This window comes from Phenylobacterium sp. Root1290, from assembly GCF_001425305.1.
GTDB lineage: Bacteria > Pseudomonadota > Alphaproteobacteria > Caulobacterales > Caulobacteraceae > Phenylobacterium.
This window is the reverse complement of record NZ_LMEE01000002.1, coordinates 197,464-219,485: the sequence shown is the minus strand read 5'-3', so window position 1 is coordinate 219,485 and position 22,022 is coordinate 197,464. Positions and strand designations below refer to the sequence as shown.

The window sequence follows — 22,022 nt, the reverse complement described above, 5'->3', positions numbered from 1 at the left end:
TAGGCTGCTGCAGTCGGAGGGGCGTGATGGATACCACGGTCGCGAAGGGCTTTGCGGTCCTGGAGGTTTTGGCGCGCGCCAAACGCCCCATGCGCCTGAGCGCCCTGACAGAGGCGTTGGGACTGCAGAAGTCCAACGTCCACAGGCTTTTGAGCACCCTTATCGAGCTCGGCTATGTCGAGAAGGACGCCGAGACGGCGCGGTACTTCGCCTCGCTGAAAGCCTGGGAACTAGGCGTGGCGATTATCTCGACCAACAGCCTGCGCCGGACCGTGTCGCCCCACCTTCAGAAGCTGCATCAGCAGACGCAGGACACTGTGCTGCTGGCGGTCCCGGTTGGACACGAAGTGCTGTTTCTGGATCGCGTCGCGCCGGCCCGCGCGCTTCGCTACACGCCGCTGAACGGCACGCGCGCGCCGATGGCCCTGACCGCGGCGGGGCGCGTGTTCATGAGCGCGATGCGTAGTCCGGCCGCCGCCGTCGCCCAGGGCCTGGCGGAGCCGCCGGCCGGACAGCCGTTCTCGCCCGAGGAGATCCTGGCGGACCTGCCGCTGGTGAAGCAGCGCGGGATGGCGGTCATCGAGGGCGGACTGATGGAAGGGACACGGTCGATCTCGGCGGCGATCCATGGCCCGGACGGCGCGCCCGTCGCTGCGATCACGATCTCGGCCATGGCGGCGCGCATGAGCGGCGAGCATCTGCGCGAGGCTTCCGACGCCTTGCTGGCGGCATGTGGCGAAATCGGCGAGCTCGCGCCGGTCTGAACTAATCCCGCCGCGCCGATCAATGTCGCCGGCCGTTCGGGCGGTTCTGAAAAATAGATCCCTCGGTCTGCTGCTGGAAGCTTGAATCGCTGCGTCTAGTCGACGAGCAGGTACGCCGCATGTGGCGGAAGCGATCCGCTGGGGGCGTCGTCATTCTCAAGTTGTCAGCCTTGGCTTGCGCCCTGGCCGCGTGCGCTGCGCCGGCCGTCGCGTCGGACGTCGACTTCCATTGGGACGGCCGCCAGTTCGTAACGCAGGACGGCGGGTTCAGCCTGCGTCCGAAGGGGCGTTTGCTGCTGGACGCCTCAAGCACCGAGGGCTCGGCGTTTTCGGAGCGCAACTTCTACGGCGACGAGGTCCGCGCCCTGCGTTTCGGGGTCGAGGGCATGGTGGGCGAGCACCTGTTCTACACCGCCGAAGGCGATTTCGCGGGAGACAAGGCGATCCTGCGCGGCACCTATCTGGCCTGGCGCGACCGTTGGGCCGGCAAGGATGTCGAGCTGGTGCTGGGCAACCGGCTGAGCGAGCGCGGCGTCGACGGCTCCAGCAGCTCGGACGGCACGCCGTTTCTGGAGCGCAACGCCGTGGCCTTGGCGGTGATCCCGCTCAAGGGCTTCTATGGCTGGGGCGGCATCGCCAAGGTCTATGGCGCGGATTGGCACGTGACGGCGCAGGTCGCCGGCGACGATCCGGGCAACAAGGGCGTGGCCAGGGACGTGACCTCCTACCTGGCGCGCGCGCACTGGAATCCGGTCAAGTCGGGGCAGGGGATAATCCACCTCGGGGCCTGGGGCTTCTACGAGGACTTTCCGGCCGACCTGGCGAGCCACGCGCGCAACACCTCCTGGGCCGGGCACATCAACAAGGAGGTGCAGGTGCCGCTCGGCGCCCTGCGCGACCCGCTGCATGGTGCGGGATACGGGCTGGAACTGGGCGCGGTGCGCGGCCCGCTGTGGGGGTTCGTCGAGGCCGGGCGGCGGGAGATCGACACCCGCAGCGACCATGTGGCCGTCGACGCCACCGCCTGGACTGCAGGCTGGATGATCACCGGCGAGAACGCGGCCTATTCAAGCCGGGGCGGGACGTTCGTGAAGATTGGGCCGCGATCGCCGGTGTCCAAGGGCGGGCCTGGCGCGTGGGAGGTGGCGGTGCGCTACCAGACGCTCGACAACACCGATGCGCCAATGGGCGGCAAGGGCAGCGAGGCCGAGGTCGGCCTCAACTGGCGGCTGGAGGATTGGCTGCGGCTGATGGTCAATCTCAGCCACTGGGAGGTCATGCACCGCGCCGGCCCGTATGCCGGCACCGATGAAGGCGACAGCCTGGCCGGCCGTCTGCAGATCGTGTTCTGAAGTGAAGGGGCCGCTGGCGCGGCCCCCTCAAGTCTCGATCAGAGCTTGGACGGGATGATCACCTTCAGCTCTTCGTAGCCCTTCACGAAGGACGACAGGACGCGCCGCGGCTCTTCCTGGACTTCGATGGAGGGGAAGCGTGCGATGATCTCTTCCCAGAGGATCTTGAGTTGCAGTTCGGCCAGACGGTTGCCCACGCAGCGGTGGATGCCGAAGCCGAAGGACATGTGGTTCCGAGGGCGCTCGCGGTCGATGATGTAGTCGTTCGGGCGGTCGATGACCTCTTCGTCGCGGTTGCCCGAGACGTACCACATGATGACCTTGTCACCCTTCTTCATCTGCTTGCCCTGGAACTCGAAGTCCCGGTTCAGGGTGCGGCGCATGTGGGCGAGCGGCGTCTGCCAGCGGATGGTCTCGGAGACCATCGAGGGGATCAGGGCCGGGTTCTCGTAGAGCTTCTTCTTCTGGTCGGGGTTCTGGTGCAGCGCCAGGACCGAGCCGGTCATGGTGTTGCGGGTGGTGTCGTTGCCGCCGACGATCAGCAGGATCAGGTTCCCCAGGTACTCCATGCGGTCCATGTTCCGCGTGGCTTCGCCATGGGCGAGCATGGAGATCAGGTCGCCCTTAGGCGGCTCGTTGACCCGCTCGTTCCAGAGTCGCGTGAAGTAGTCCACGCACTCGAACAGCTCCATCTTGCGTTCCTGGTCGGCGACCTCCGGATCGGTGGAGCTGAACAGGCCCGATTCCGGTCCGGCGGTGGCGACGTCCGACCAGCGGGTGAGCTTGCGGCGCTCTTCCCAAGGGAAATCGAACAGGGTGGCCAGCATCTGGGTGGTCAGTTCGATCGAGACCTTGTCGACCCAGTCGAACTCCTCGCCGATCGGCAGGCTGTCGAGGGTCTTGCAGATGCGCTCGCGGATCAGAGGCTCGAGCATGTGCAGGTTGGCCGGCGAGACGATCGGGCTGACGGTCTTGCGCTGGACGTCGTGCTTGGGCGGGTCCATCGCGATGAACATCGGAAGCTGGAAGTCTTCCTTGGGGTCGAAGATCGTGATCGACGGCTCCGACGAGAACACCTCGTGATTGGTGTCGACCGCCATGATGTCGTTGTACTTGGTCACCGACCAGTAGGGGCCATCCTCGTGCAGACCCTCCTTGTGGTAGTGGACCGGGTCCTCTTTCCGGAGGCGCTCGAAGTAGGGCCACATCGTATCGGAGCGGAACAGCTCCGGATCGGCCATGTTGAACTCGTCAAGCGGCAGGGCGTAGGCCTTGGCGCGAGCTTCAGACTTAAGATCGACGGCGCCGTCGCTCATCACATTTCCTCCGAGTCCGGCCTTGAGTGACCGCTGTTCACCTGACAATGGCGCCGGAATGGCTTCAGGGGAAGTTGCTGGTGTGCAACAGAAAATCTGAACTGACAAAACGACCGGTCGTGCGGTAATTCGAATTCTACGAACACTTGTTTGAAACCGGAGCGACCATGTCGGCCGACAGCCTCTTCAAGCCCTTTGAATTCAAGGGCCTGCGTCTTCCCAACCGTATCGTCATGGCCCCCATGACCCGCTCGTTCTCGCCCGATGGCGTGGCGACCGATGAGGTGGCGCAATATTACAAACGTCGGGCCGCGGCCCAGGTCGGGCTGATTGTTTCCGAAGGAACGGGCGTCGATCGGCCCGCCTCGCTCAACGACAAGAACGTTCCGCGCTTCCACGGCGAGAAGGAACTGGCCGCGTGGAAGCATGTGATCGACGAAGTGCACGCGGTCGGGGGCGTGATGGCGCCCCAGCTCTGGCACGTCGGCAATGTGCGCACCCGCGACCCCGAGTGGAGCCCGCCGGGCCCCTATGACAGCCCGTCAGGCCTGTCGCGTCCGGGCAAGGCGTTCGGCGCGCCGATGACCGAGGAAGAGGTGGCCGACGCGGTCCGCGCCTTCGCCGAGGCCGCCGCCAACGCCAAGGCCCTGGGCTTCGACGCCATCGAGCTGCACGGCGCCCATGGCTACCTGATCGACCAGTTCTTCTGGGACGGTACGAACCTCCGCGAGGATGCATACGGCGCCAAGGACCTGCCGGGCCGCGCACGGTTCGCCGCCGACATCCTGAAGGCCGTGCGCAAGGCGGTGGGGCCGGACTACCCGGTGATCATCCGCATCAGCCAGTGGAAGCAGCAGGACTACGACGTGAAGCTGGCCCAGGATCCGGCGGCGCTGGAGGCCTGGCTGGGCGCATTGGTCGATGCCGGCGCTGACATCCTGCACTGCTCGCAGCGCCGGTTCTGGGAGCCCGAGTTCGAGGGCTCGGACCTCAACTTCGCCGGCTGGGCGAAGAAGCTGACGGGCGTGCCGACGATCACGGTGGGCTCTGTGGGCCTGTCGGGCGAATTCATCGCCGCCTTCGCGGGCGAGGGCTCCAAGCCCGCGTCGCTGGAGGAGCTGGAGCGCCGACTGGACCGGGGCGACTTCGACCTGGTCGGCGTGGGCCGCGCCCTGCTGCAGGACCCGGACTGGGTGGTGAAGATCCGCGAGGGCCGCACCGCCGACCTGAAGAACTTCGAGCGCGAGGCGCTGGCGAAATTGTACTAGGGCGATCGCTTGATCCCTCCCCCGCGTGGGGGAGGGATGCAGGCGTCTAGGCGTTGAAGTTCAGCTTCAGGCCCGGCCGCGGCCAGGTGGTCTTGTAGAGCTTGCCGGTCGAGGAGGCGGTGATCCACGCCGTCTTCATGTCCGGGCCGCCGAAGCAGATGTTGGTCGTGATGAAGTCGGGCACGGGGTAGTGCTCGACCGTGCCGTTCGGGTCGAAGGCGGTGATGCCGCCGTTCAGGATGGTGGCGACGCAGACCTTGCCCGAGGCCTCGACCGCCAGGCTGTCGAGGAACTGGACGCCCGGCAGGTTGCAGACCGAGCGGCCGGGCGCGAAGCCGGCCGGCGGGGCCAGAACGCCGGGCTCGACCACGTCGAACGCCCAGAGGCGGCCGAGCTGAGTGTCGGCGAGATAGACCGTCTTCTCGTCCGGCGAGAGGCCGACGCCGTTCGGGGCGATCAGGTGGTCGCGCTGGCGGCTGACATGACTGCCGTCGATCTTGGCGTAGTAGAGGGCCCCGAAACGGCGGCCGTCGGGCGTGCTGGCTCCGTGATCGGAGAACCAGAAGCCGCCCTGCTTGTCGAACACCAGGTCGTTGGGGCCGACGAAGGGCCGACCCTCGCAGGAATCGTAGAGAGTCTTGAGCTGGCCCGTGACGAGATCGAAGCGTTGGATATAGCCGCCCTTGTGGGTGTCGGGCGTCGGGCCGGGAATGGTCAGGCCGTCCTGGGTCGGCCAGGTGAACGAGCCGCCGTTGTTGGTGATGTAGATGGCGCCGTCCGGGCCGATGGCCGCGCCGTTCGGGCCGCCGCCGGTTTCGACCACCGTTTCCTTGCGACCGTCGGGATAGACGCGGGTCAGGCGCTGGCCCTTGATTTCGGTGAGGATCACCGAGCCGTCGTTCATGGCGATGGGGCCCTCGGGAAACTCCAAGCCCTCGGCGACAAGCTGCATGTCCATGGTCGTCCCTCCTGCGGCTCGCCACTCGCATTGGTGGCGTTGAGGGGCCGACTATGACCGATCAGCGGCGTTCCAACACCCGAATTTTAAACGCGTGTTCGTCGCCCTCGCCGGCGGGGTGCGACGTGCTGCTGACCTCGGTCCAGCGGGCCTCGTCGATCGGCGAGAGGGTGACGTCGCCGGGGACCTCGGCGTCCACATCGGTGAGATAGATCCGCTGCGCGCGGGCCAGAGCCAGCTCGAACAGCGAAGCTCCGCCGATCACGCAGAACTCGCCCACGCCATCCTCGGCCGCCTGCTCGCGGGCGATGGAGACCGCCTCGCTGAAGTTGTCGCAGATCACTGCGCCGTGAGCCTCGAACGAGCCGTCGCGGGTGAGGATGATGTTGGTGCGGCCGGGCAGCGGCTTCTTGGGCAGGCTCTCCCAGGTCTTGCGGCCCATGATCACCGGCTTGCCCATGGTCACGGCGCGGAAGTTGGCGAGATCGGTCTTCAGCCGCCAGGGCAGGGCGCCGTCCTTGCCGATGACGCCATTGCGGTCCCGGGCGATGGGCCCGGCGGTTAGGATCGGGGTGCTCATGCGCCGGTCATACCAGAGTCTGGCAGGGTAAATCTGTAAGGTTGGCTAGACCGCGATCGGGGCGTCGATCTTGTCGTGCGCCTTGTAGCCGCGCAGCTTGAAGTCCTCGAACTCGAAGGCGAAGAGGTCGCGCTTGTCGGCGATCTCCATGACCGGCAGGGGCAACGGCTCGCGGGCCAGCTGCTCGCGGGCCTGGTCGAGGTGGTTCAGGTAGAGGTGCGCGTCGCCCAGCGTATGGACGAACTCGCCAGGCTCGAGCCCCGTGACCTTGGCGACCATCATGGTCAGCAAGGCGTAGGAGGCGATGTTGAACGGCACGCCCAGGAACACGTCGGCCGAGCGCTGGTAGAGCTGGCAGGACAGCTTTCCGCCCCCTTTGTCATTTGGCGCGACGAAGAACTGGAACAGGCAGTGGCAGGGCGGCAGGGCCATGTCGTCCACGTCGGCCGGGTTCCAGGCCGATACGATGTGGCGGCGCGAGTTGGGCATGGTCTTGAGCCCCTCGACCACATTGGCGATCTGGTCGATGACCCGGCCGTCCGGCGCGGTCCACGAGCGCCACTGCTTGCCGTAGACGGGGCCAAGCTCTCCGTCAGCGTCCGCCCATTCGTCCCAGATGCTGACGCCGCGCTCCTGCAGCCACTTCACATTGGTGTCGCCGCGCAGGAACCACAGCAGTTCGAGAATGATCGACTTGCGGTGCAGCTTCTTGGTGGTGAGGAGCGGAAAGCCCTTGGCCAGGTCGAAGCGCATCTGGCGGCCGAAGACGCCGAGCGTCCCGGTGCCGGTGCGGTCGCCGCGCTGCACGCCATTGGCCAGGATGTCGGCCAACAGGTCGAGGTACTGCCGCTCGGGATGGTCGGCGGCGGCTTCGGCGATGGCGACGTGAGCGTTCATCAGGCGGGACCGCTTGCTGTTCAGGACGTGATTCGGTGGTGATTCGGCTCTCGCGTGAACGCCTCGATCGCGCCTCGTCCACAAGCTGGACGCCAAATATCGGATAGCGCAGATTGGTGAAAGGAACCCCATCGTCGCGCCCTCGTCTGTCGCGACGTCTGCAGGACTAGCTCGATGTTCGTATCGCTCGCCTTCGCCGCCGTGCTGGCGGCGTCCAGCGCCGCCCCTGAGACCGCCCCGCCGCCGGCCGCGCCGCCCGCTTCGGCGCCCGCGCCCGAGCCGGCCAGGACGGCCGCCAAGGAGGAGAAAGTCATCTGCAAGTATGAGGCGGAAACCGGCAGCCGGTTCTCCAAGAAGGTCTGCATGACCCCTTCGCAGATGAAGGCCCGGCGGGACGAGGCTCGCAAGGCGGTGTCCGACATCCAGACCAACGGCGGGATCGCGCCCTAGCCGGCGAAGCCGCCGTCGCTGAGGAACGCCAGCTCGTCGCTGGTGGCGACGCGGCCCAGGCAGGCGTTGCGGTGCGGAAAGCGCCCGAACTTGACGATGATCTCGCGATGCAGGTCAGCCCAGCGCAGCGACTCCGCATCGCCGGTCTCGTCCTTCAGGCGCGAGAACAGGGCGATGGCCTCGTCCTGGTCGGCGATATCCTCCGAATGCTCGAAGGGCAGGTAGAAGAACTGCCGCAGCCCGGGATCGGTGGCGCGGTCATGGCCGGCGGCGATGGCGTTGCGCGCGACGTGGCGGGCCTTGGGGTCGGTGGCGAAGGCGTGCCCCGAGCCGCGGTAGAGATTGCGCGGGAACTGGTCGAGCAGCAGCAGCAGGGCCAGCGAGCCTTCGGCCGAGGCCATCCAGGCGTCGTACTCGCCGCGGGCCGCGGCGTGGTGGACCGGTTCGAACCGCAGGGCGATCGCCTCGTCGAACTTGGCGCTCTTGGCGAACCACTTCTCGGGTCCCGCCGACGTCCAGAAGCCGACCACGTCCTTGGGTGTCGCCGCCATGAAGTGCCCTCCGGTTAGGATCGTCTATGTCCGACAGCGGCGGTTTCGGTTCAAGCGCGACCGCTCAAGTTCGGTTTTTCCGGCGAAACGCCGCATCGCCGCGAGCTTCCCTTGACCTCCGCGCAAAATTCCCCTCCATAGCCCGGCCTTTGCTGCGGCGCCGTTGCGTGGAACCGTGGCTACCTTCGACTTCAGGAGAATGATCATGCGCGTCTACTATGACCGCGACGCCGACCTCGCCCGCATCCTGGACAAGAAGATTGCGATCGTAGGCTATGGTAGCCAAGGTCGCGCTCACGCGCTGAACCTTAAGGACTCCGGCGTCAAAGACGTAGTGGTGGCGCTTCGCCCCGGCTCGGCCACCGCCAAGAAGGTGGAAGCCGACGGCCTGAAAGTGATGACCGTGGCCGAGGCCTCGGCCTGGGCCGACGCGATCATGGTGCTGGCGCCCGACGAACTGCAGCGCGGCATCTACGCCAACGAAATCGCCCCCAACATCAAGGACGGCGCGGCGCTTCTGTTCGCGCACGGCCTGAACGTGCACTTCAACCTGATCGAGCCCAAGGACAGCATCGACGTCCTGATGATCGCGCCGAAGGGCCCGGGTCACACCGTGCGCGGCGAGTATCAGAAGGGCGGCGGCGTGCCGTGCCTGATCGCCATCCACCACAACTCGACGGGCAACGCGCTGGACTTCGGTCTGGCCTACGCCTCGGCGATCGGCGGCGGCCGTTCGGGCGTCATCGAGACGACCTTCCGTGAAGAGTGCGAGACCGACCTGTTCGGCGAACAGGCCGTGCTGTGCGGCGGCCTGGTGGAACTGATCCGCGCCGGCTTCGAAACTCTGGTCGAGGCGGGCTACGCGCCTGAAATGGCCTACTTCGAGTGCCTGCACGAGGTGAAGCTGATCGTGGACCTGATCTACGAAGGCGGCATCGCCAACATGAACTACTCGATCTCGAACACGGCCGAGTACGGCGAGTACGTCACCGGTCCGCGCGTCGTGACCGCCGACACCAAGGCGGAAATGAAGCGCGTGCTGGAAGACATCCAGTCGGGCCGCTTCGTGCGTGACTTCATGCTGGAGAACGAGGCCGGCCAGCCGAGCCTGAAGGCGACCCGTCGCCGCGCCAGCGAGCACCAGATCGAGGAAGTGGGTCAGCGCCTGCGCGCCATGATGCCCTGGATCACCAAGAACAAGCTGGTCGACCAAGCCCGCAACTAAAGGGCGCTCAGCTTTCTGAGACGAGGAAGGCCCGGACTCGCGTCCGGGCCTTTTTCATTTGTCCGGCTTGGTCGCGCCCCGGACGCCGTTCACCGCTGCGTCAGGCCGGTGGGCGCGATGATGGGTCAGGGTCGGGGAATGCTCATTCCTCTCTTGATGCTTCAGGCCGCGACGCCGGCCGCCGCGGTCAGCGACTGCTCGACCGCCGAACACCGCCAACTCGACTTCTGGCTTGGCAGCTGGGAGGTTCGCGACACTCGGACCGGGGCGCCGGCGGGCGAAAGCGAGATCGCGCCCGTCTTCAAGGGGTGCGGTCTGCGGGAGACCTTCAAGGGCGTCGACGGGTTCGAGGGCGGCAGCCTGAGCCTGTGGGATCGCGCGCGCCGCGAGTGGGTTCAGTTCGGGTCAGGTTCCACCGGCGCGCGGCGGCTGTTCGCGGGCCGCTGGGAAGGCGGCCGGATGAGCCTGTTGAGCGAGCAGGCGCGTCCAGACGCACCGGTGGTGTTGATCCGCATGCACCTGCAGCCGGCGGCGGACGGCGCGGTTCGCCAGTGGTCGGAGAGTTCGGGCGACTATGGCGTCAGTTGGCGGGTTCGATACGACTACACGTATCGCCGCAAGGACTAAGCGCCAAAGCGGGTGACGTAGCGCTCGGTCAGCACGGCGGTGGCGTCCATGCGCTTCTGGTTGGGGCCCATCAGTTCCATGTGGACGTGGTCGGTCATGCCGCCCGGGTAGTGGGCCTGGAGGCTATGCGCGGTGCCAATCTCCTGGCCCAGTCGCACGACGTCGCCCTCGGCCACGTCGGGGTCCACGTAGAAGACGCGCGCCACATAGCTGATGGCTGGGTTGGTGATCTCGACGAACTTCAGGCGCTTGTTGTCGGCATAGGCCATGCCGATCTTGGTGACATAGCCGGAGATCGGCGCGGCGACCGGTTGCCCGGCCTGGGCCATGAAATCGACGCCCTCGTGCTTGCGCGAGCCGCCGTCGCGCGACGCGCCGAACGCGCCAAAGCCATAGGCGTCGTGCGTACGCGGGGACTGGCCGGTCGGATTGACGAAGTCAGGCGCGCCGTCGCCGTCGATATCCTTGCCCTGCCAGGCGAGGACCTTGGTCACCGCGGCGGACGGGGCGGCTTCGAGCGCCAGGGCGAGCGGCTTGTTCCCGGGGGCGCTGGTGAAGTCGGCGCGGGCGGCGGCATGCGCGCCGGCCTGCAGGAAGCCGGCGGCCAGAACGGCGGCGCCCAAGGTCAGCCAGGTCTGGGTCATCCAGATGTGGAACTTGTCGGGGGCAGGCGTCGTCGTGGCGCGGAACATGCGTCTGTCGTTTCCTCTTCACATGGCGGCTGACCGGCGTTGGACGCCGGGCCCCGACTTGGCCCCTGGCCGTCCATATGGAGACTCTTGAAGCCTTGCAGCATGTGACCGGGTGTCGCTGGTCTCTCCGCCTAATGTCACGGTTGCGTGAGGGCGCGAGACGCATCGCTGAGATGTGGTACAAGACCAAAGCGAGTTGTTCGCAGTAACGTCCCCATTTTGACGTGGGCGTGCGGTCGGACCGCTAAGCGCGATCTGACGATATCAAGCCGTGTGCGTTAGATGTTCTGACCGCGGCGAAGGAATGTCTCAAATACTGTCTCTGAACACGAAATCTATACGTGCGGACGGCCGTCTGTTGATGGGGTGCGCGCGATGAGCCGGCTGATCGTGGTGTCCAATCGCGTGCAGCCCCCAGGCGACGGCGGCGAGGGCGCGGTCGGCGGCCTGGCCATGGCGCTGGCCGCGGCGCTACGCGAGCACAGCGGGGTCTGGTTCGGCTGGAGCGGCCAGACGGTCGAGGAGTACACCGGCCAGATCGCCATCCAGAAGGTCGGCGGGGTCACCGTGGCGACCGTCGATCTGGAGGAGCAGGACCGCCAGGAGTACTACAACGGCTACGCCAATCGCACGCTGTGGCCGCTGTTCCACTACCGCGTGGACCTCAGTTCCTATGAGCGTTCGTTCAGCGAGGGCTATGCGCGGGTGAACGCCCGTTTCGCCGATGCGCTGACGCCGTTGATCGGTCCGGACGACTTGATCTGGGTCCACGACTATCACCTGATCCCGCTGGCCCAGGAACTGCGCCGCCGGGGGGTGCGCAATCGTATCGGCTTCTTCCTGCACATCCCGTGGCCGGCGCGGCGGCTGCTGCTGACGCTGCCGGACCATGCGGCGCTGGTCGAGGCGTTGTTCGACTACGACCTGCTGGGCTTCCAGACCGAGGATTCGGCGAGCGCCTTCCGCGACTACGTCACCGCCGAGGTCGGCGGGACGGTCGATGACGAGGGCGTCGCTCATGCCTTCGATCGCTCGACGAAAATCGGCGCGTTCCCGATCGGCCTGGACCTAGAGAGCTTCGAGGCTGCTGCGTCGGGGGAGGTCGCCAGAGCGGAACTCGAGCGGATGCAGGCCAGCCAGAACGGCCGGGCGATGATCGTCGGGGTAGACAGGCTCGACTACTCCAAGGGGCTCGAGGAGCGCTTCCTGGCCTACGAACAGGTCCTGCTCGACCACGAGGAACTGCGCGAGCAGGTGTTCCTGCTGCAGATCGCGACGCCGAGCCGTGAGGAAGTGGGCGCCTACCAGGAGATCCGCGCCCGGCTGGATGCGGTGACCGGAAGGATCAATGGGGCGTTCGCCACCGTGGACTGGGTGCCGATCCGCTATGTGAACCGCGGCTATCGTCGCGACGAGCTGGCCGGCGTCTACCGAGCGGCCCGCATTGGGCTGGTGACGCCGCTGCGCGACGGTATGAACCTCGTCGCCAAGGAGTATGTCGCCGCCCAGGATCCGGAAGATCCTGGCGTGCTGGTGCTGTCCCAGTTCGCCGGCGCCAGCGAGCAGATGACGCAGGCCCTGATCGTCAATCCATTCAACCGCGAGGAGGTCGCCGAGGCTATCGTACGCGGACTGCGGATGGAGAAGGCCGAGCGGATCGAGCGCTGGAGCGCGCTGATGGACGGGCTGCGCCGCACGGACGTGGCGGCCTGGCGTGACGACTTCGTCGGCGCGCTGATGTCGCGCTGAGTCGTCAGACCGGCCAGACGCCCTGGTGCAGGACCACGCGATAGCCGTCGGGGTCCTCATAGGTTACGCCCTCCCTGTCCCAGTAGGGATTGAAGGACTCCACCGGCCGGTGTCCGCGGCGCTGCATCACGCCGATCATCCGGCTCCAGGCGCGCGGATCGGGCATGTAGATGACCAGCAGGTTGTCCTGCGTCGGCGCGCGCCCCGCCGCGTGGCCGTGGGCGGCGGTGAACTCCAGGTGATAGGGCGCGCCCGGATAGCCCAGGATCACGCCGTCGAAGCCGTCGTGGTCCGAGAAACGCGTGAGTTCCGGAAAGCCGAGGCCGTCCCGATAGAAGCTGACCACCGCCTCCATCTGATCCGTCGGCCGCGCCACCCGCAGGATGCAACCGGCCAGGGGCGGTCGTTCAAGGGTGATGGTCGACATCGCGGCCTCCTCATTTTGGAAAGGTAATGCTTTCCTAAAATGGCCGGCTAATTTTGTAAATCATTTGCTTTGCAAAATACGATAGCGTTTCAGGTTATCGACGTTCACGAGAAGGCCGGTCATGCTGCGCTCATGACCGAAGTCCTCACTGCTCTGCACCCGCTCGATGATGCTGTCCGTCTGGAGGCCACCGGCCTCGGCGCCTACCGCGGCGCCACCTCGGCAGCCTATTGGAACATGGCTGGGCCGTTCGGCGGGACGACCGCGGCGGTGATGATGAAAGCGGTGCTCGATCACCCCGAACGCCGTGGCCGGCCCGTCGCGCAGACGGTCAACTTCTGCGCCGCCATCGCCGAGGGCGAGTTCGAGGTCGTGGTGCGTCTGATCCGTGACGGCAGATCGACCCAGCACTGGCAGGTGGAGATGCGGCAGGCGGGTGTGGTCGTCACTACCGCCAGCACCGTCACCGGCCCAGATCGGGAAACCTGGACGCACGCGCCGGGCGCCCCGCCCAGCGTGCCCGCGGCGGCGCAGACGCCGGTGCTGGACACCGCCGGGCGCGCCGGCTGGCGCGGCCGCTACGAGTTCCGCTACGAGCGCGGCGCGCCGATCCCGGGCGCCGCCAGCGCAGAAACGCCGGCCTCGGCCCTGTCGCACAACTGGGTGCGCGACGAGCCGCCGAGGCCGCTGGACTACGTGTCCCTGGCGGCGATCTGCGACACCTTCGTGGTCAAGATCCTCCAGGTTCGCGGCGACGTCCCGCCGGTCGCCACGGTGTCGCTATCGAGCTACTTCATGGCCGATGAGGCCGCGTTGGCCCGCCAGGGGGCAAGGCCGCTGCTGGGCGTCGCCGACGCCCGCGTCTTTCGCCACGGCTTCAATGACCAGAGCGCCGAGCTCTGGTCCGACGACGGCGTGCTGCTGGCGGTCTCCCACCAGGTGGTGTGGTTCAAGGGCTAGGCCCAGCCCAGCGCCGCCTCGCCGCGCAGGATCGCCTCGGCCTCGTCGGTATGCTTGGCGCCTTCGCGGGGGTGCAGGACCAGCGCCGGCAGCAGCTGCAGCGGGGCCTTGCCGGTCTTGATGGCGCGGACCAGCACGCGCTTGGCGGGAGCGTCCGCGTGTGAGTGGATCGGCCTGATCTGGAACGATCCAGCCTTGGGCGACAGCAGCGCCAAGATGTCCGCCAGGCGGTCGGCGCGGTGAATCATGGTGATCGCGCCGCCCTCGCGCACGGCCTTCAGCAGGAACGCGCTCCAGGCCGCCAGGCCGCCGTCGGCCATCCAGGCGCCGAGCTTCTCCGGCGTCGGCGCACGCAGGGCGGTGGGATCATCGAAGAATGGCGGGTTGGCCATCGCCTGGTCGAACGGCTGCAGCTCGAGGCGTTTGAAGGGCAGGGCGACGTCACCCTCCACAATCTCGACGCGGGCCGCCAGCCCATTCGCCTCGGCGTTCTGCCGGGCGAGGCCCGCGGCGGCTCCGTCGCGCTCGACGCCGACGAAACGTGCGCCCGGCCGGCGGACCGCAGCCGTGAGCAGGGCGCCCCCCGCGCCGCAGCCGGCTTCCAGCACGCGCGCGCCGTCACCGGCGTCGCAGGCGGCGGCCAGCAGGGCCGCATCCATGCCTGCACGATAGCCGCGCACACCCTGGCGTAGCAGAACTCGCCCGCCGAGCAGCCGGTCCTCTGAAATTGCGGCGTCTGTCAGGTCTGACACTGGTTCCATTTGCGCTCGGAGACGGCTAAGCCCGCCTTGACCCTGGTCTATCCCGTGACCATTGTCGCCCGCAAACGCCGGCCCCCTTTCAAGCCGACGTTGAAAGCCTTGGAGTTACGGTATTTTGGACGCCGCCAGCGCCGCGATCGCCCGCGAAAAACCCGTCTCGATCGACGGGCTCCTGGAGCTCGCGAAGCCCGACATGGCCAAGGTCGACGCCCTGATCCGCGACCGCATGCAAAGTCCCGTTTCGGTGATACCGGCCCTGGCCGAGCATCTGATCGGCGGGTCGGCCAAGCGCCTGCGCCCGCTGCTGACGATCGCCGCAGCCCGCGTGGCCGGCGCGCAGGACGACGCCTGCCTGAAACTGGCGGCGGCGGTCGAGTTCATCCACACCGCGACCCTGCTGCACGACGACGTGGTCGATTCCTCGCAGCTGCGCCGCGGCAAGGTCGCCGCGCACCTGATCTGGGGCGCGCCGGCCAGCGTGCTGGTGGGCGATTTCCTGTTCGCCCGCGCGTTCGAGCTGATGGTCGAGGCCGGCTCCATGCAGGCGCTGGAGATCCTGGCCCGCGCCAGCCGCGTGATCGCCGAGGGCGAAGTGCTGCAACTGACCCGCGCCCACGACCTGAATTTGTCGCAGGATCTCTACCTGGAGATCATAAAGGCCAAGACCGCCGAACTGTTCGCCGCCGCCGCCGAGGCTGGTGCGGTGTCGGCCGGCGCCAGCCCCGAGCGCCGCGAGGCGCTGCGAAAGTTCGGGCAGGACCTGGGCCTGGCCTTTCAACTGGTCGATGACGCCCTCGACTACAGCGGCGACAGCGCGACCCTGGGCAAGAACGCAGGCGACGACTTCCGCGAAGGCAAGGCGACGCTGCCGCTGCTGCTGGCGATCGCGCGCACCGGCGCCGCCGAGAAGCCGTTCTGGGACCGGACGGTCGGCCGTCGCGAACAGACCGACGAGGATTTCGAGCGGGCCCGCGGACTGGTCGCCTCCACGGGCGCGGACGGGGCGACGCTGGCCCTGGCTGCAGACTACGCCGCCGCCGCCAAGGTTCAGCTGGTCGATTTCGCGACGAGCAACAGCTGGCGTCCGGCCCTGGAAGACCTGGCCGACTTCGCGGTTCAGCGGAAGGCATAGGCTTCCCGCCGCCGAGCTACAAAAAAAGGCCGCCCTCGGGCGGCCTTTTTCCGTTGATGGGGCGATGATCAGCCGGGGCTGATCATCTTTTCCGGACGCACCAGGGCGTCGAACTCTTCGTTCGTCACGTAGCCGCCGCCGACGGCCTCCTCGCGCAGGGTGGTGCCGTTCTTGTGCGCCGTCTTGGCGATCTTGGCGGCGTTGTCGTAGCCGATCTTGCCGTTCAGGGCGGTGACCAGCATCAGCGAGCGTTCGAGCGCGGCCCTGATGTTGTCCTCGCGGGCCTCGATGCCGACGACGCAGTTGTCGGTGAACGAGATCGAGGCGTCGGCCAGCAGGCGGCACGACTGCAGGAAGTTGTAGGCCATCACCGGGTTGAAGACGTTCAGCTCGAAATGGCCCGAAGCGCCGGCGAAGGTGAGCGTGGCGTTGTTCCCGAACACCTGGGTGCAGACCATGGTCAGGGCCTCGCACTGGGTCGGGTTGACCTTGCCCGGCATGATCGAGGAGCCCGGCTCGTTCTCCGGCAGGGCCAGTTCGCCCAGGCCCGAACGGGGCCCCGAGCCCAGGAAGCGGATGTCGTTGGCGATCTTGAACAGCGAGCCGGCCATGGTGTTGATCGCGCCGTGGCTGAAGACCATGGCGTCGTGGGCGGCCAGGGCCTCGAACTTGTTCGGGGCGGTCACGAACGGCAGGCGGGTGATGTCGGCGATCTTCTGGGCGACCAGTTCGGCGAAGCCGACCGGCGCGTTGAGCCCGGTGCCGACGGCGGTGCCGCCCTGGGCCAGTTCATAGAGGCCGGCGAGGGTGTCCTTGATCCGGCGCACGCCATTGGCGACCTGTTGCGAATAGCCGGAAAACTCCTGGCCGAGGGTCAGGGGCGTGGCGTCCTGGGTATGGGTGCGGCCGATCTTGATGATGTGGTCGAAGGCCTTGACCTTGACCTTCAGGGCCGCGTGCAGGTGCTCCAGCGCCGGCATCAGCTCCTTGGCCACCTGCTCGGCGCAGGCGATGTGCATCGCCGTCGGATAGGTGTCGTTGGACGACTGGCTCATGTTGACGTGGTCGTTCGGGTGCACCGGGCTCTTGGAGCCCATGACACCGCCCAGCATCTCGATGGCGCGGTTCGAGATCACCTCATTGGCGTTCATGTTCGACTGGGTGCCCGAGCCGGTCTGCCAGACCACCAGCGGGAAGTGGTCGTCCAGCTTGCCGTCGATGACTTCCTGGGCGGCGGCGACGATGGCCGCGCCAATCTTCGGGTCGAGCTTGCCGAGCTCCATGTTGGCTTCGGCGGCGGCGCGCTTGACGATGCCCAGGGCCCGGATCACCGGCTTGGGCTGCTTTTCCCAGCCGATCTTGAAGTTGCCGATCGAACGCTGCGACTGCGCGCCCCAATAGACGTTGGTCGCGACCTCGATGGGTCCGAAGGTGTCGGTCTCGGTGCGGGTCGCGGTCATGGTGTCTTCAGCTCCGGTGAGTTCGCAGCGCCGGTTTAGCGAACGCGCGCGAGACTGCAAGGCGCGCAGGCCCTAAGGAGGGGCATGGACGGCGATTGGATATCCCACGGGAAGGTACGCGCGCGCGAGGCCGAAGGCGTCGTGGAGGTGGTGGTCGACGGCCTGACCACCCAGGCGAAGTACTACAAGCCGCTGGTCTATGAGTTCTTCCGCAAGGCCTGGCGCGGTTCGCGTCCCAGCTGGGGCGAGTTCTCGGTCGACATCGTCATGGAGTATGTCGGCGATCCCCCCTGGATCGACCTCGACAACCTGGCCAAGGCGATCCTCGACGCGATCAAGGGCTACACCTTTCACGACGACGCCCAGGTGGCGCGGCTGCTGGTGGAGCGGCGGGCCGGGGAGCGCGAGCAGATCGTGGTGACGGTCCGCAAGCTGTCGGACGTCAACCTGCTGGGCGCCGCCTACCAGCGCTGAAAACGAAAGCGGCCGCGCCCTTTCGGAGCGCGGCCGCGGTTCGCTGATCCCGGAGGGGTCTCGGGATCAGCGGTACTGCTGCAGACGGGTGGTGCGCAGACCGGCGAGGCCATGGCGGTCGATCGACTTCTGCCAAGCGAGGAATTCCTCGTTGGTCAGCGAGTAGCGTTCGCACGCCTCGTCCAGCGTCAGCAGTCCACCGCGCACGGCGGCGACGACCTCGGCCTTGCGGCGGATCACCCAGCGGCCGGTATCGACCGGCGGCAGGTCCCTCAGCGTCAGAGGCGCGCCCGTCGGGCCGATCACGTACGCCTCGCCGCGGCTGTTCGTGCGCGTCTGCTGTTGTTGCAACATGGCTTTACGCCTTTCCGACCATCACTGTTCACGCAGAACGTAGCCGGTGGGCCATAACAGCCGGTGAATCACGATAGTAAACAAATCCTTATTCATGATTCGGCGTTGTCCATTTTTGGTACAGTGTAAGTTGTTAGACAATGTTAAGAGTGCTTAACGCCAAGCATTACCTCTTAATATTGATCAACTCCTCAAGCATCTGGTCTGCAGTCGTGATGATCTTCGAAGATGCTGAATAGGCTTTCTGCGTGGTGATCAATCCGGTGAACTCGGCGGAGAGGTCGACTGTGGAGGCTTCAAGCGTGCCGGCGGCGATTTCGCCCGCACCGCCGATGCCCGGCTGCTTGATCACGAACTCACCCGAAGGGATCGTCGCGCGATAGGCATTGCCGCTGACCGCCGCCAGGCCGTCAGGATTTGCGAAACTGGCCAAGCCGATCTTCGCAATCTGGCGAACTTCAGAGTTGTCGAAGATCGCCGAAACAACGCCGTCCTCGCTGACTTCCACACCGACCACGTTGCCGACGTTGGCGCCGTCGGAGTTGGCCGAGTTCAAGGTCGAAGGCGAGGCGTACTGGGTGACCTTGCTCCAATCCAGGGCGATGTCGGAGCCCTCGATGCCGAGGTTGTCGGCCCAGCGCGGCGTCGCCGCGCTGCCCGAGGCGCCGAGGTTCAGTGTGGCGGTCGGACCGAACAGGGTGGTGCCAGCCGCGGCGAGGTCCAACTGGCCATCGGCGGTGAAGGCGACGTTGCCAGAGGCGATGAGACCGTTGGGGGCGTTAACGTCGGTCGCCGGAACGGCGTACATTTCCGCCTTCCAGAGGTTCGGCGTGGTGTTGTCCTTGATGAAGGCCACGGCGACCTTGTGGGTGGCGCCCACGGAGTCGATGACGTTCATCTCGAAGGTGAAGTCGGGCTGGACGCCGGTGGCCGGGTCCTGGTTGACGGCCCAGTTGGCCATCGCGCCCGCGCCGAGCGTCGTATAGGTCGTGTTCTTCGCGGCGTCGGCGGTCAGGGTCTTGTTGAGGTTGGCGTTGACCACGATGTTGTCCGTGGCGCGCACCGCCGCGCCGAGGTTTTTCACGTTGATCGACTGCATCATGTTCAGGTCAGACGGGTTCGTGTTGAACGTCCCGTCATCGGCGACCGGCCAGCCCTGCAGGTACAGCTTGGCGTCGTTCACGAGGTAGCCGTCGGCGTCGACGCTGAACGAGCCCGAGCGGGTGAAGACGCGCTCATCGTTCGCGGTCAGCGTGCCGCCCTTGGTCGCCACGACGAAGAAGCCATCGCCCGAGATGCCGAGGTCGGTCGGCGAGGTGGCGCTCTGGATCAGGCCTTGCTGGCTGATGAACTGGCGGGTGACAGCCTGCACGCCGCCGGCCGAGTAGCGGCCTTTAACGGCCTGCGCGGTGACCACGTTGGCGAAGTTCACCTGGTTGCGCTTGTAGGCGGTGGTGTTGACGTTCGCGATGTTGTCGGAGATCGCCGCCAGGGCCGAGGAGTTGGAGATCAGCCCGGAAACGCCGGAGAGCATGGCGCTGTTGATGCTCATGGGGTGTCTACCTTTCTAAACGAATGCTGGGATCAGGCGCCGTCAGACGGCCTGCTGGGACGTCGTGTCTTCGTCGTCGTCCTGGTTGTCGGGGTCGGGAGTGTCGGTGGAGGCCGTCTTCGGCACCTCGGCGATGGAAGTGACTTTCTCCCAGCCGATCTGAACGCCGTTGACGGTGATGAAGGTCTTGCCGCTGCCCTGCTCGACGCCGGTCACGACGCCCTTGATGAAGTTGGTGACGCCGACGGTGGCGCCTGCAGAGTCCTTGGCGGTGATGCGGAGGGTGTAGGTTTCGCCGTTCGGCAGCTGGGCGCCGGTGCGGTCCTTGCCGTTCCAGGAGTAGGTGTGGTCGCCGGCTTTCAAGTCATCGCCGCTGGTCTTTTCGACCTGCACGACCTTGCCGAGGCTGTTGACGACCTCGATGGTGACGTCGGTGGCTTCGCGGTCCAGCTTGTAGGACCAGTCGGCCTTGCCGGCGGTGAGCTTGGCTTCGTTGTGCACGGCGCGGACTTCGCGGCCGAGCAGGCTGACCGAGGTCTGGATGCCCGATCCAGTGTTGGTGACCAGCTTTTCCAGCAGGTCATTGGTCAGCAGCTGCTGCTCCACGCCCGTCATCTGCACGAGCTGCTGGGTGAACTGCGTGGAGTCCATCGGCGACAGCGGATCCTGGTTTTTGATCTGCGCCGTCAGGAGGTTCATGAACGTCTCGTAGCTGTCGGCCAGGCGCGTGCGCCCGGTGTCGGCTACGCCGGGGGCGCCTGCAGCTGCGGTAGGATCGATCGCCATAGAGGCCCCCTAGATCCGGATATCGACGCCGGTCTCGGACCGGCGGGCGTATTGAAGTGCGGCGACGGCGGCGGACTCGGCGGCTTCACCGGCGGTGCCGAGCACCGCCTGGAAGGCGCGTCCGCGCGAGGCGCCGTCGTTCTGTTGCTGTTGCTGGGCAAGGCCGCGGCCGTCGCCGCCACGCTCGCCGTTGACATCGAAGGTCAGGCCGCCGGCCAGGTCGAAGCCGGCCTGTTCGAGCGCGCGCTGCAGCTCGTGGGAGCGGGCGCGCACCTCGGCGGCGGCTTGCGGAGAGTCGAAGGACATGGCCGCGGTCATCTTGCCGCTGGCGGCGATCTCGACGGCGATGCTGACGTGACCGAGGCCCCCGGGGGTCAGCTCAACGTCAAATTTCGTGACCCGGCCTTCCAGCTTCTTGCCGATCTGGGCGGTCAGGTTGGCGATGGTCTCGGACGTCGCGCGCACCGGGGCGGCGTGGGCCGGAGCATGAGCCTGGGCGGCGGCGGCCGCAGGGGCGGCCGGCTGGGCGTCCGGGGTGTCGGCGGCCGCGGCCTCGGCCTTCGCTTCCTTGGGCGCGAGCAGCGCCGGCTCGGATTCCAGGCTGGCGGCGGACTTGCCGGCGTCGCCGGCGTTGGACGCGGCGGTCACGGCCGTCGGCAGGGCGGCGTCATTGGCGGGGGCCGTGGCGCTCGGCGCGTTCGCTTCGCCGCCGCGGCGGCGAGCGCCGTCGGCGTGGCGGGTGGAGCGCGCGGGCTGGTGCGGCTCGAGCGGAGCGGCCTCGTCCTGGGCCGCTCCAGCGGCGGCCCCGGCCTGGGCCAGTTCAGCCTGGGCTGCAGTCTCCGGCGGGGCGACCAGGGCGGGCGCCTTGGGCTGCTGAACCTGAGCGGCCTGGACGTGCTGGGCAGGGGTCGGCGCCGGCTTGGCGTCGGCCTTGGGGGAGGTTTCGGCAGGGGCGGGCTTGGCTTGGGCGGCGACGGCCGGGGCGGAGGCGAGCGTCTCGGCCCCGGCGTCCGGTTGGGCGTTCTGCAGCGGAGCGTCGGCGGGGAGGTCGGCCGCAGCGGTCTTGGCCGCCGCGGCGGGCGGGGCGTCGGCCGCCGCCTGCTGAAGCTGCGGCATGAAGGGCGCGCTGGGCGCCGCCGACGGGGCGGGCGCCTCGGCGTCCTGCGGCGGCGCGGCGGTCGACGCCGGTTGCTGCGGCGCGGCCAGCATCGCCGCCAGGGTCATGGCGTCATTGGGGACGGTCGGAGCGAGCGCGGTCGGATCGCCGGCGGCGCCTTCGGCGGCGGGCTTGGTGTCGCCGTCCGCCTTGGCGTCGCTCTCGGACTGAGCGGCGAACAGGCCTTCGCCAGCCGCCTGGTCGGCAGGCGCGCCAAAGAACGCGGCGAGCAGCGCCTCGAACCCGCCCAACGCGCCCTGACCGCCGGACGCTGTGGCGGTGGACCCGGCGATCGGGTTCGTAATCGGCAAATTGAACAGGGGCGCTGTCATGGCTTCCGGTGAATCCGCCCGGGCGTCGCCTGGGCTTATCGGTGGGAGCGCTTCTGCGCCGCGTACATTCGACGCCTTCTGAGCAACCTTTGCGCCAACTCTTCAATGCTTTGAAATATAAGGTGAAAATGTGATTTCGATGGGCGCCTGATCGACCCGCTCAGGCGTTTTTTGCCGAGCCGAAGTTGTTCGATGGGTC

At 67.1% G+C, this 22,022-nt stretch carries 23 protein-coding genes; 10 read left to right on the top strand and 13 right to left on the bottom strand.

The features are described from left to right. Nucleotides 1-26: 26 nt before the first annotated feature. Both ASC79_RS10565 and ASC79_RS10560 read left to right on the top strand, forming a co-directional pair. A complete protein-coding gene (locus ASC79_RS10565; protein ID WP_056025712.1) occupies nt 27-764 on the top strand; it encodes an IclR family transcriptional regulator in 738 nt (245 codons plus the stop codon). Between the two features lie 161 nt (nt 765-925). Further along, nucleotides 926-2,116: an OprO/OprP family phosphate-selective porin gene (locus ASC79_RS10560; protein ID WP_162244280.1), complete on the top strand. Its 1,191-nt coding sequence runs from the start codon at nt 926-928 to the stop codon at nt 2,114-2,116. 38 nt (nt 2,117-2,154) lie between these two features. Here the strand turns inward: ASC79_RS10560 and ASC79_RS10555 are convergent, their stop codons facing one another. Beyond that, on the bottom strand, nt 2,155-3,432 hold the full coding sequence (locus tag ASC79_RS10555; protein WP_056025706.1) for a cytochrome P450: 1,278 nt from the start codon (nt 3,430-3,432) through the stop codon (nt 2,155-2,157). Between the two features lie 167 nt (nt 3,433-3,599). Between ASC79_RS10555 and ASC79_RS10550 the strand changes: the two genes are divergently transcribed. Continuing rightward, a complete protein-coding gene (locus tag ASC79_RS10550) occupies nt 3,600-4,700 on the top strand; it encodes an NADH:flavin oxidoreductase (RefSeq protein ID WP_056025703.1) in 1,101 nt (366 codons plus the stop codon). Between the two features lie 46 nt (nt 4,701-4,746). Here the strand turns inward: ASC79_RS10550 and ASC79_RS10545 are convergent, their stop codons facing one another. From ASC79_RS10545 to ASC79_RS10535, 3 genes are all read right to left on the bottom strand, one after another. Then, nucleotides 4,747-5,658 (bottom strand): SMP-30/gluconolactonase/LRE family protein, encoded by a 912-nt coding sequence (locus ASC79_RS10545; RefSeq protein ID WP_056025700.1) that lies wholly within the window; start codon nt 5,656-5,658, stop codon nt 4,747-4,749. A gap of 61 nt (nt 5,659-5,719) precedes the next feature. Beyond that, complete coding sequence (locus ASC79_RS10540; protein ID WP_056025697.1) at nt 5,720-6,238, bottom strand: dihydrofolate reductase; 519 nt, start codon at nt 6,236-6,238, stop codon at nt 5,720-5,722. A 45-nt stretch (nt 6,239-6,283) separates the two neighbouring features. Continuing rightward, the gene (locus ASC79_RS10535; RefSeq protein WP_056025694.1) at nt 6,284-7,135 is read right to left on the bottom strand and encodes a thymidylate synthase; all 852 of its coding nucleotides are present in this window, start codon (nt 7,133-7,135) and stop codon (nt 6,284-6,286) included. A gap of 174 nt (nt 7,136-7,309) precedes the next feature. Between ASC79_RS10535 and ASC79_RS10530 the strand changes: the two genes are divergently transcribed. Next, entirely contained in the window at nt 7,310-7,585 is a 276-nt protein-coding gene (locus ASC79_RS10530; protein WP_056025690.1) for a hypothetical protein, read from the top strand. Here the strand turns inward: ASC79_RS10530 and ASC79_RS10525 are convergent. Further along, the gene (locus ASC79_RS10525) at nt 7,582-8,136 is read right to left on the bottom strand and encodes a DUF924 family protein (protein ID WP_056025687.1); all 555 of its coding nucleotides are present in this window, start codon (nt 8,134-8,136) and stop codon (nt 7,582-7,584) included. The two genes, ASC79_RS10530 and ASC79_RS10525, sit on opposite strands and share 4 nt — an antisense overlap. Nucleotides 8,137-8,341: 205 nt before the next feature. On the opposite strand from ASC79_RS10525, the gene ilvC reads away from it, so the two are divergent. Both ilvC and ASC79_RS10515 read left to right on the top strand, forming a co-directional pair. Continuing rightward, the gene (gene ilvC / locus ASC79_RS10520) at nt 8,342-9,361 is read left to right on the top strand and encodes a ketol-acid reductoisomerase (protein WP_056025800.1); all 1,020 of its coding nucleotides are present in this window, start codon (nt 8,342-8,344) and stop codon (nt 9,359-9,361) included. Nucleotides 9,362-9,499: 138 nt separating this feature from the next. Then, nucleotides 9,500-9,988 (top strand): hypothetical protein, encoded by a 489-nt coding sequence (locus ASC79_RS10515; RefSeq protein ID WP_056025683.1) that lies wholly within the window; start codon nt 9,500-9,502, stop codon nt 9,986-9,988. On the opposite strand, the gene ASC79_RS10510 is transcribed toward ASC79_RS10515, so the two are convergent. Beyond that, nucleotides 9,985-10,680: a M23 family metallopeptidase gene (locus tag ASC79_RS10510; RefSeq protein WP_056025680.1), complete on the bottom strand. Its 696-nt coding sequence runs from the start codon at nt 10,678-10,680 to the stop codon at nt 9,985-9,987. The two genes, ASC79_RS10515 and ASC79_RS10510, sit on opposite strands and share 4 nt — an antisense overlap. A gap of 375 nt (nt 10,681-11,055) precedes the next feature. On the opposite strand from ASC79_RS10510, the gene otsA reads away from it, so the two are divergent. Beyond that, nucleotides 11,056-12,429, top strand: a complete 1,374-nt coding sequence (gene otsA / locus ASC79_RS10505; RefSeq protein WP_056025677.1) for an alpha,alpha-trehalose-phosphate synthase (UDP-forming) — start codon at nt 11,056-11,058, stop codon at nt 12,427-12,429. Between the two features lie 4 nt (nt 12,430-12,433). On the opposite strand, the gene ASC79_RS10500 is transcribed toward otsA, so the two are convergent. Further along, entirely contained in the window at nt 12,434-12,856 is a 423-nt protein-coding gene (locus ASC79_RS10500) for a VOC family protein (protein WP_056025674.1), read from the bottom strand. Nucleotides 12,857-12,988: 132 nt separating this feature from the next. Here ASC79_RS10500 and ASC79_RS10495 point away from each other — a divergent pair, with 132 nt between their 5' ends. Next, complete coding sequence (locus ASC79_RS10495; protein WP_056025671.1) at nt 12,989-13,816, top strand: acyl-CoA thioesterase II; 828 nt, start codon at nt 12,989-12,991, stop codon at nt 13,814-13,816. Here ASC79_RS10495 and ASC79_RS10490 read toward each other — a convergent pair. Further along, nucleotides 13,813-14,577, bottom strand: coding sequence for a methyltransferase (locus ASC79_RS10490; protein WP_156378474.1), 765 nt, complete (start codon nt 14,575-14,577; stop codon nt 13,813-13,815). The two genes, ASC79_RS10495 and ASC79_RS10490, sit on opposite strands and share 4 nt — an antisense overlap. Before the next feature lie 115 nt (nt 14,578-14,692). Here ASC79_RS10490 and ASC79_RS10485 point away from each other — a divergent pair, with 115 nt between their 5' ends. Beyond that, nucleotides 14,693-15,709, top strand: a complete 1,017-nt coding sequence (locus ASC79_RS10485; RefSeq protein ID WP_235528812.1) for a polyprenyl synthetase family protein — start codon at nt 14,693-14,695, stop codon at nt 15,707-15,709. Between the two features lie 68 nt (nt 15,710-15,777). Here the strand turns inward: ASC79_RS10485 and fumC are convergent, their stop codons facing one another. Beyond that, a complete protein-coding gene (gene fumC, locus ASC79_RS10480; protein ID WP_056025668.1) occupies nt 15,778-17,169 on the bottom strand; it encodes a class II fumarate hydratase in 1,392 nt (463 codons plus the stop codon). Nucleotides 17,170-17,253: 84 nt separating this feature from the next. Here fumC and ASC79_RS10475 point away from each other — a divergent pair, with 84 nt between their 5' ends. Beyond that, nucleotides 17,254-17,643 (top strand): RusA family crossover junction endodeoxyribonuclease, encoded by a 390-nt coding sequence (locus ASC79_RS10475; RefSeq protein ID WP_056025665.1) that lies wholly within the window; start codon nt 17,254-17,256, stop codon nt 17,641-17,643. 66 nt (nt 17,644-17,709) lie between these two features. On the opposite strand, the gene ASC79_RS10470 is transcribed toward ASC79_RS10475, so the two are convergent. From ASC79_RS10470 to ASC79_RS10455, 4 genes are all read right to left on the bottom strand, one after another. Further along, complete coding sequence (locus ASC79_RS10470) at nt 17,710-17,997, bottom strand: DUF1153 domain-containing protein (RefSeq protein ID WP_056025662.1); 288 nt, start codon at nt 17,995-17,997, stop codon at nt 17,710-17,712. A gap of 166 nt (nt 17,998-18,163) precedes the next feature. After that, nucleotides 18,164-19,549 carry a flagellar hook protein FlgE gene (locus ASC79_RS10465; RefSeq protein ID WP_056025659.1) on the bottom strand — a complete coding sequence of 462 codons (1,386 nt, stop codon included), beginning with the start codon at nt 19,547-19,549 and terminating at the stop codon, nt 18,164-18,166. 42 nt (nt 19,550-19,591) lie between these two features. Further along, nucleotides 19,592-20,335: a flagellar hook assembly protein FlgD gene (locus ASC79_RS10460; protein ID WP_056025656.1), complete on the bottom strand. Its 744-nt coding sequence runs from the start codon at nt 20,333-20,335 to the stop codon at nt 19,592-19,594. Nucleotides 20,336-20,344: 9 nt separating this feature from the next. Beyond that, on the bottom strand, nt 20,345-21,823 hold the full coding sequence (locus tag ASC79_RS10455) for a flagellar hook-length control protein FliK (protein ID WP_056025653.1): 1,479 nt from the start codon (nt 21,821-21,823) through the stop codon (nt 20,345-20,347). Nucleotides 21,824-22,022 lie beyond the last annotated feature (199 nt).

What these genes read in the sequence shown, in the direction of transcription:
- ASC79_RS10565 (WP_056025712.1), top strand. Translation starts at nt 27, where the DNA reads ATGGATACCACGGTCGCGAAGGGCTTTGCGGTCCTGGAGGTTTTGGCG.
- ASC79_RS10555 (WP_056025706.1), bottom strand. Translation starts at nt 3,432, where the DNA reads ATGAGCGACGGCGCCGTCGATCTTAAGTCTGAAGCTCGCGCCAAGGCC.
- ASC79_RS10550 (WP_056025703.1), top strand. Translation starts at nt 3,600, where the DNA reads ATGTCGGCCGACAGCCTCTTCAAGCCCTTTGAATTCAAGGGCCTGCGT.
- ASC79_RS10545 (WP_056025700.1), bottom strand. Translation starts at nt 5,658, where the DNA reads ATGGACATGCAGCTTGTCGCCGAGGGCTTGGAGTTTCCCGAGGGCCCC.
- ASC79_RS10540 (WP_056025697.1), bottom strand. Translation starts at nt 6,238, where the DNA reads ATGAGCACCCCGATCCTAACCGCCGGGCCCATCGCCCGGGACCGCAAT.
- ASC79_RS10535 (WP_056025694.1), bottom strand. Translation starts at nt 7,135, where the DNA reads ATGAACGCTCACGTCGCCATCGCCGAAGCCGCCGCCGACCATCCCGAG.
- ASC79_RS10530 (WP_056025690.1), top strand. Translation starts at nt 7,310, where the DNA reads ATGTTCGTATCGCTCGCCTTCGCCGCCGTGCTGGCGGCGTCCAGCGCC.
- ASC79_RS10525 (WP_056025687.1), bottom strand. Translation starts at nt 8,136, where the DNA reads ATGGCGGCGACACCCAAGGACGTGGTCGGCTTCTGGACGTCGGCGGGA.
- ilvC (WP_056025800.1), top strand. Translation starts at nt 8,342, where the DNA reads ATGCGCGTCTACTATGACCGCGACGCCGACCTCGCCCGCATCCTGGAC.
- ASC79_RS10515 (WP_056025683.1), top strand. Translation starts at nt 9,500, where the DNA reads ATGCTCATTCCTCTCTTGATGCTTCAGGCCGCGACGCCGGCCGCCGCG.
- ASC79_RS10510 (WP_056025680.1), bottom strand. Translation starts at nt 10,680, where the DNA reads ATGTTCCGCGCCACGACGACGCCTGCCCCCGACAAGTTCCACATCTGG.
- otsA (WP_056025677.1), top strand. Translation starts at nt 11,056, where the DNA reads ATGAGCCGGCTGATCGTGGTGTCCAATCGCGTGCAGCCCCCAGGCGAC.
- ASC79_RS10500 (WP_056025674.1), bottom strand. Translation starts at nt 12,856, where the DNA reads ATGTCGACCATCACCCTTGAACGACCGCCCCTGGCCGGTTGCATCCTG.
- ASC79_RS10495 (WP_056025671.1), top strand. Translation starts at nt 12,989, where the DNA reads ATGACCGAAGTCCTCACTGCTCTGCACCCGCTCGATGATGCTGTCCGT.
- ASC79_RS10490 (WP_156378474.1), bottom strand. Translation starts at nt 14,577, where the DNA reads ATGGAACCAGTGTCAGACCTGACAGACGCCGCAATTTCAGAGGACCGG.
- fumC (WP_056025668.1), bottom strand. Translation starts at nt 17,169, where the DNA reads ATGACCGCGACCCGCACCGAGACCGACACCTTCGGACCCATCGAGGTC.
- ASC79_RS10475 (WP_056025665.1), top strand. Translation starts at nt 17,254, where the DNA reads ATGGACGGCGATTGGATATCCCACGGGAAGGTACGCGCGCGCGAGGCC.
- ASC79_RS10470 (WP_056025662.1), bottom strand. Translation starts at nt 17,997, where the DNA reads ATGTTGCAACAACAGCAGACGCGCACGAACAGCCGCGGCGAGGCGTAC.
- ASC79_RS10465 (WP_056025659.1), bottom strand. Translation starts at nt 19,549, where the DNA reads ATGAGCATCAACAGCGCCATGCTCTCCGGCGTTTCCGGGCTGATCTCC.
- ASC79_RS10460 (WP_056025656.1), bottom strand. Translation starts at nt 20,335, where the DNA reads ATGGCGATCGATCCTACCGCAGCTGCAGGCGCCCCCGGCGTAGCCGAC.
- ASC79_RS10455 (WP_056025653.1), bottom strand. Translation starts at nt 21,823, where the DNA reads ATGACAGCGCCCCTGTTCAATTTGCCGATTACGAACCCGATCGCCGGG.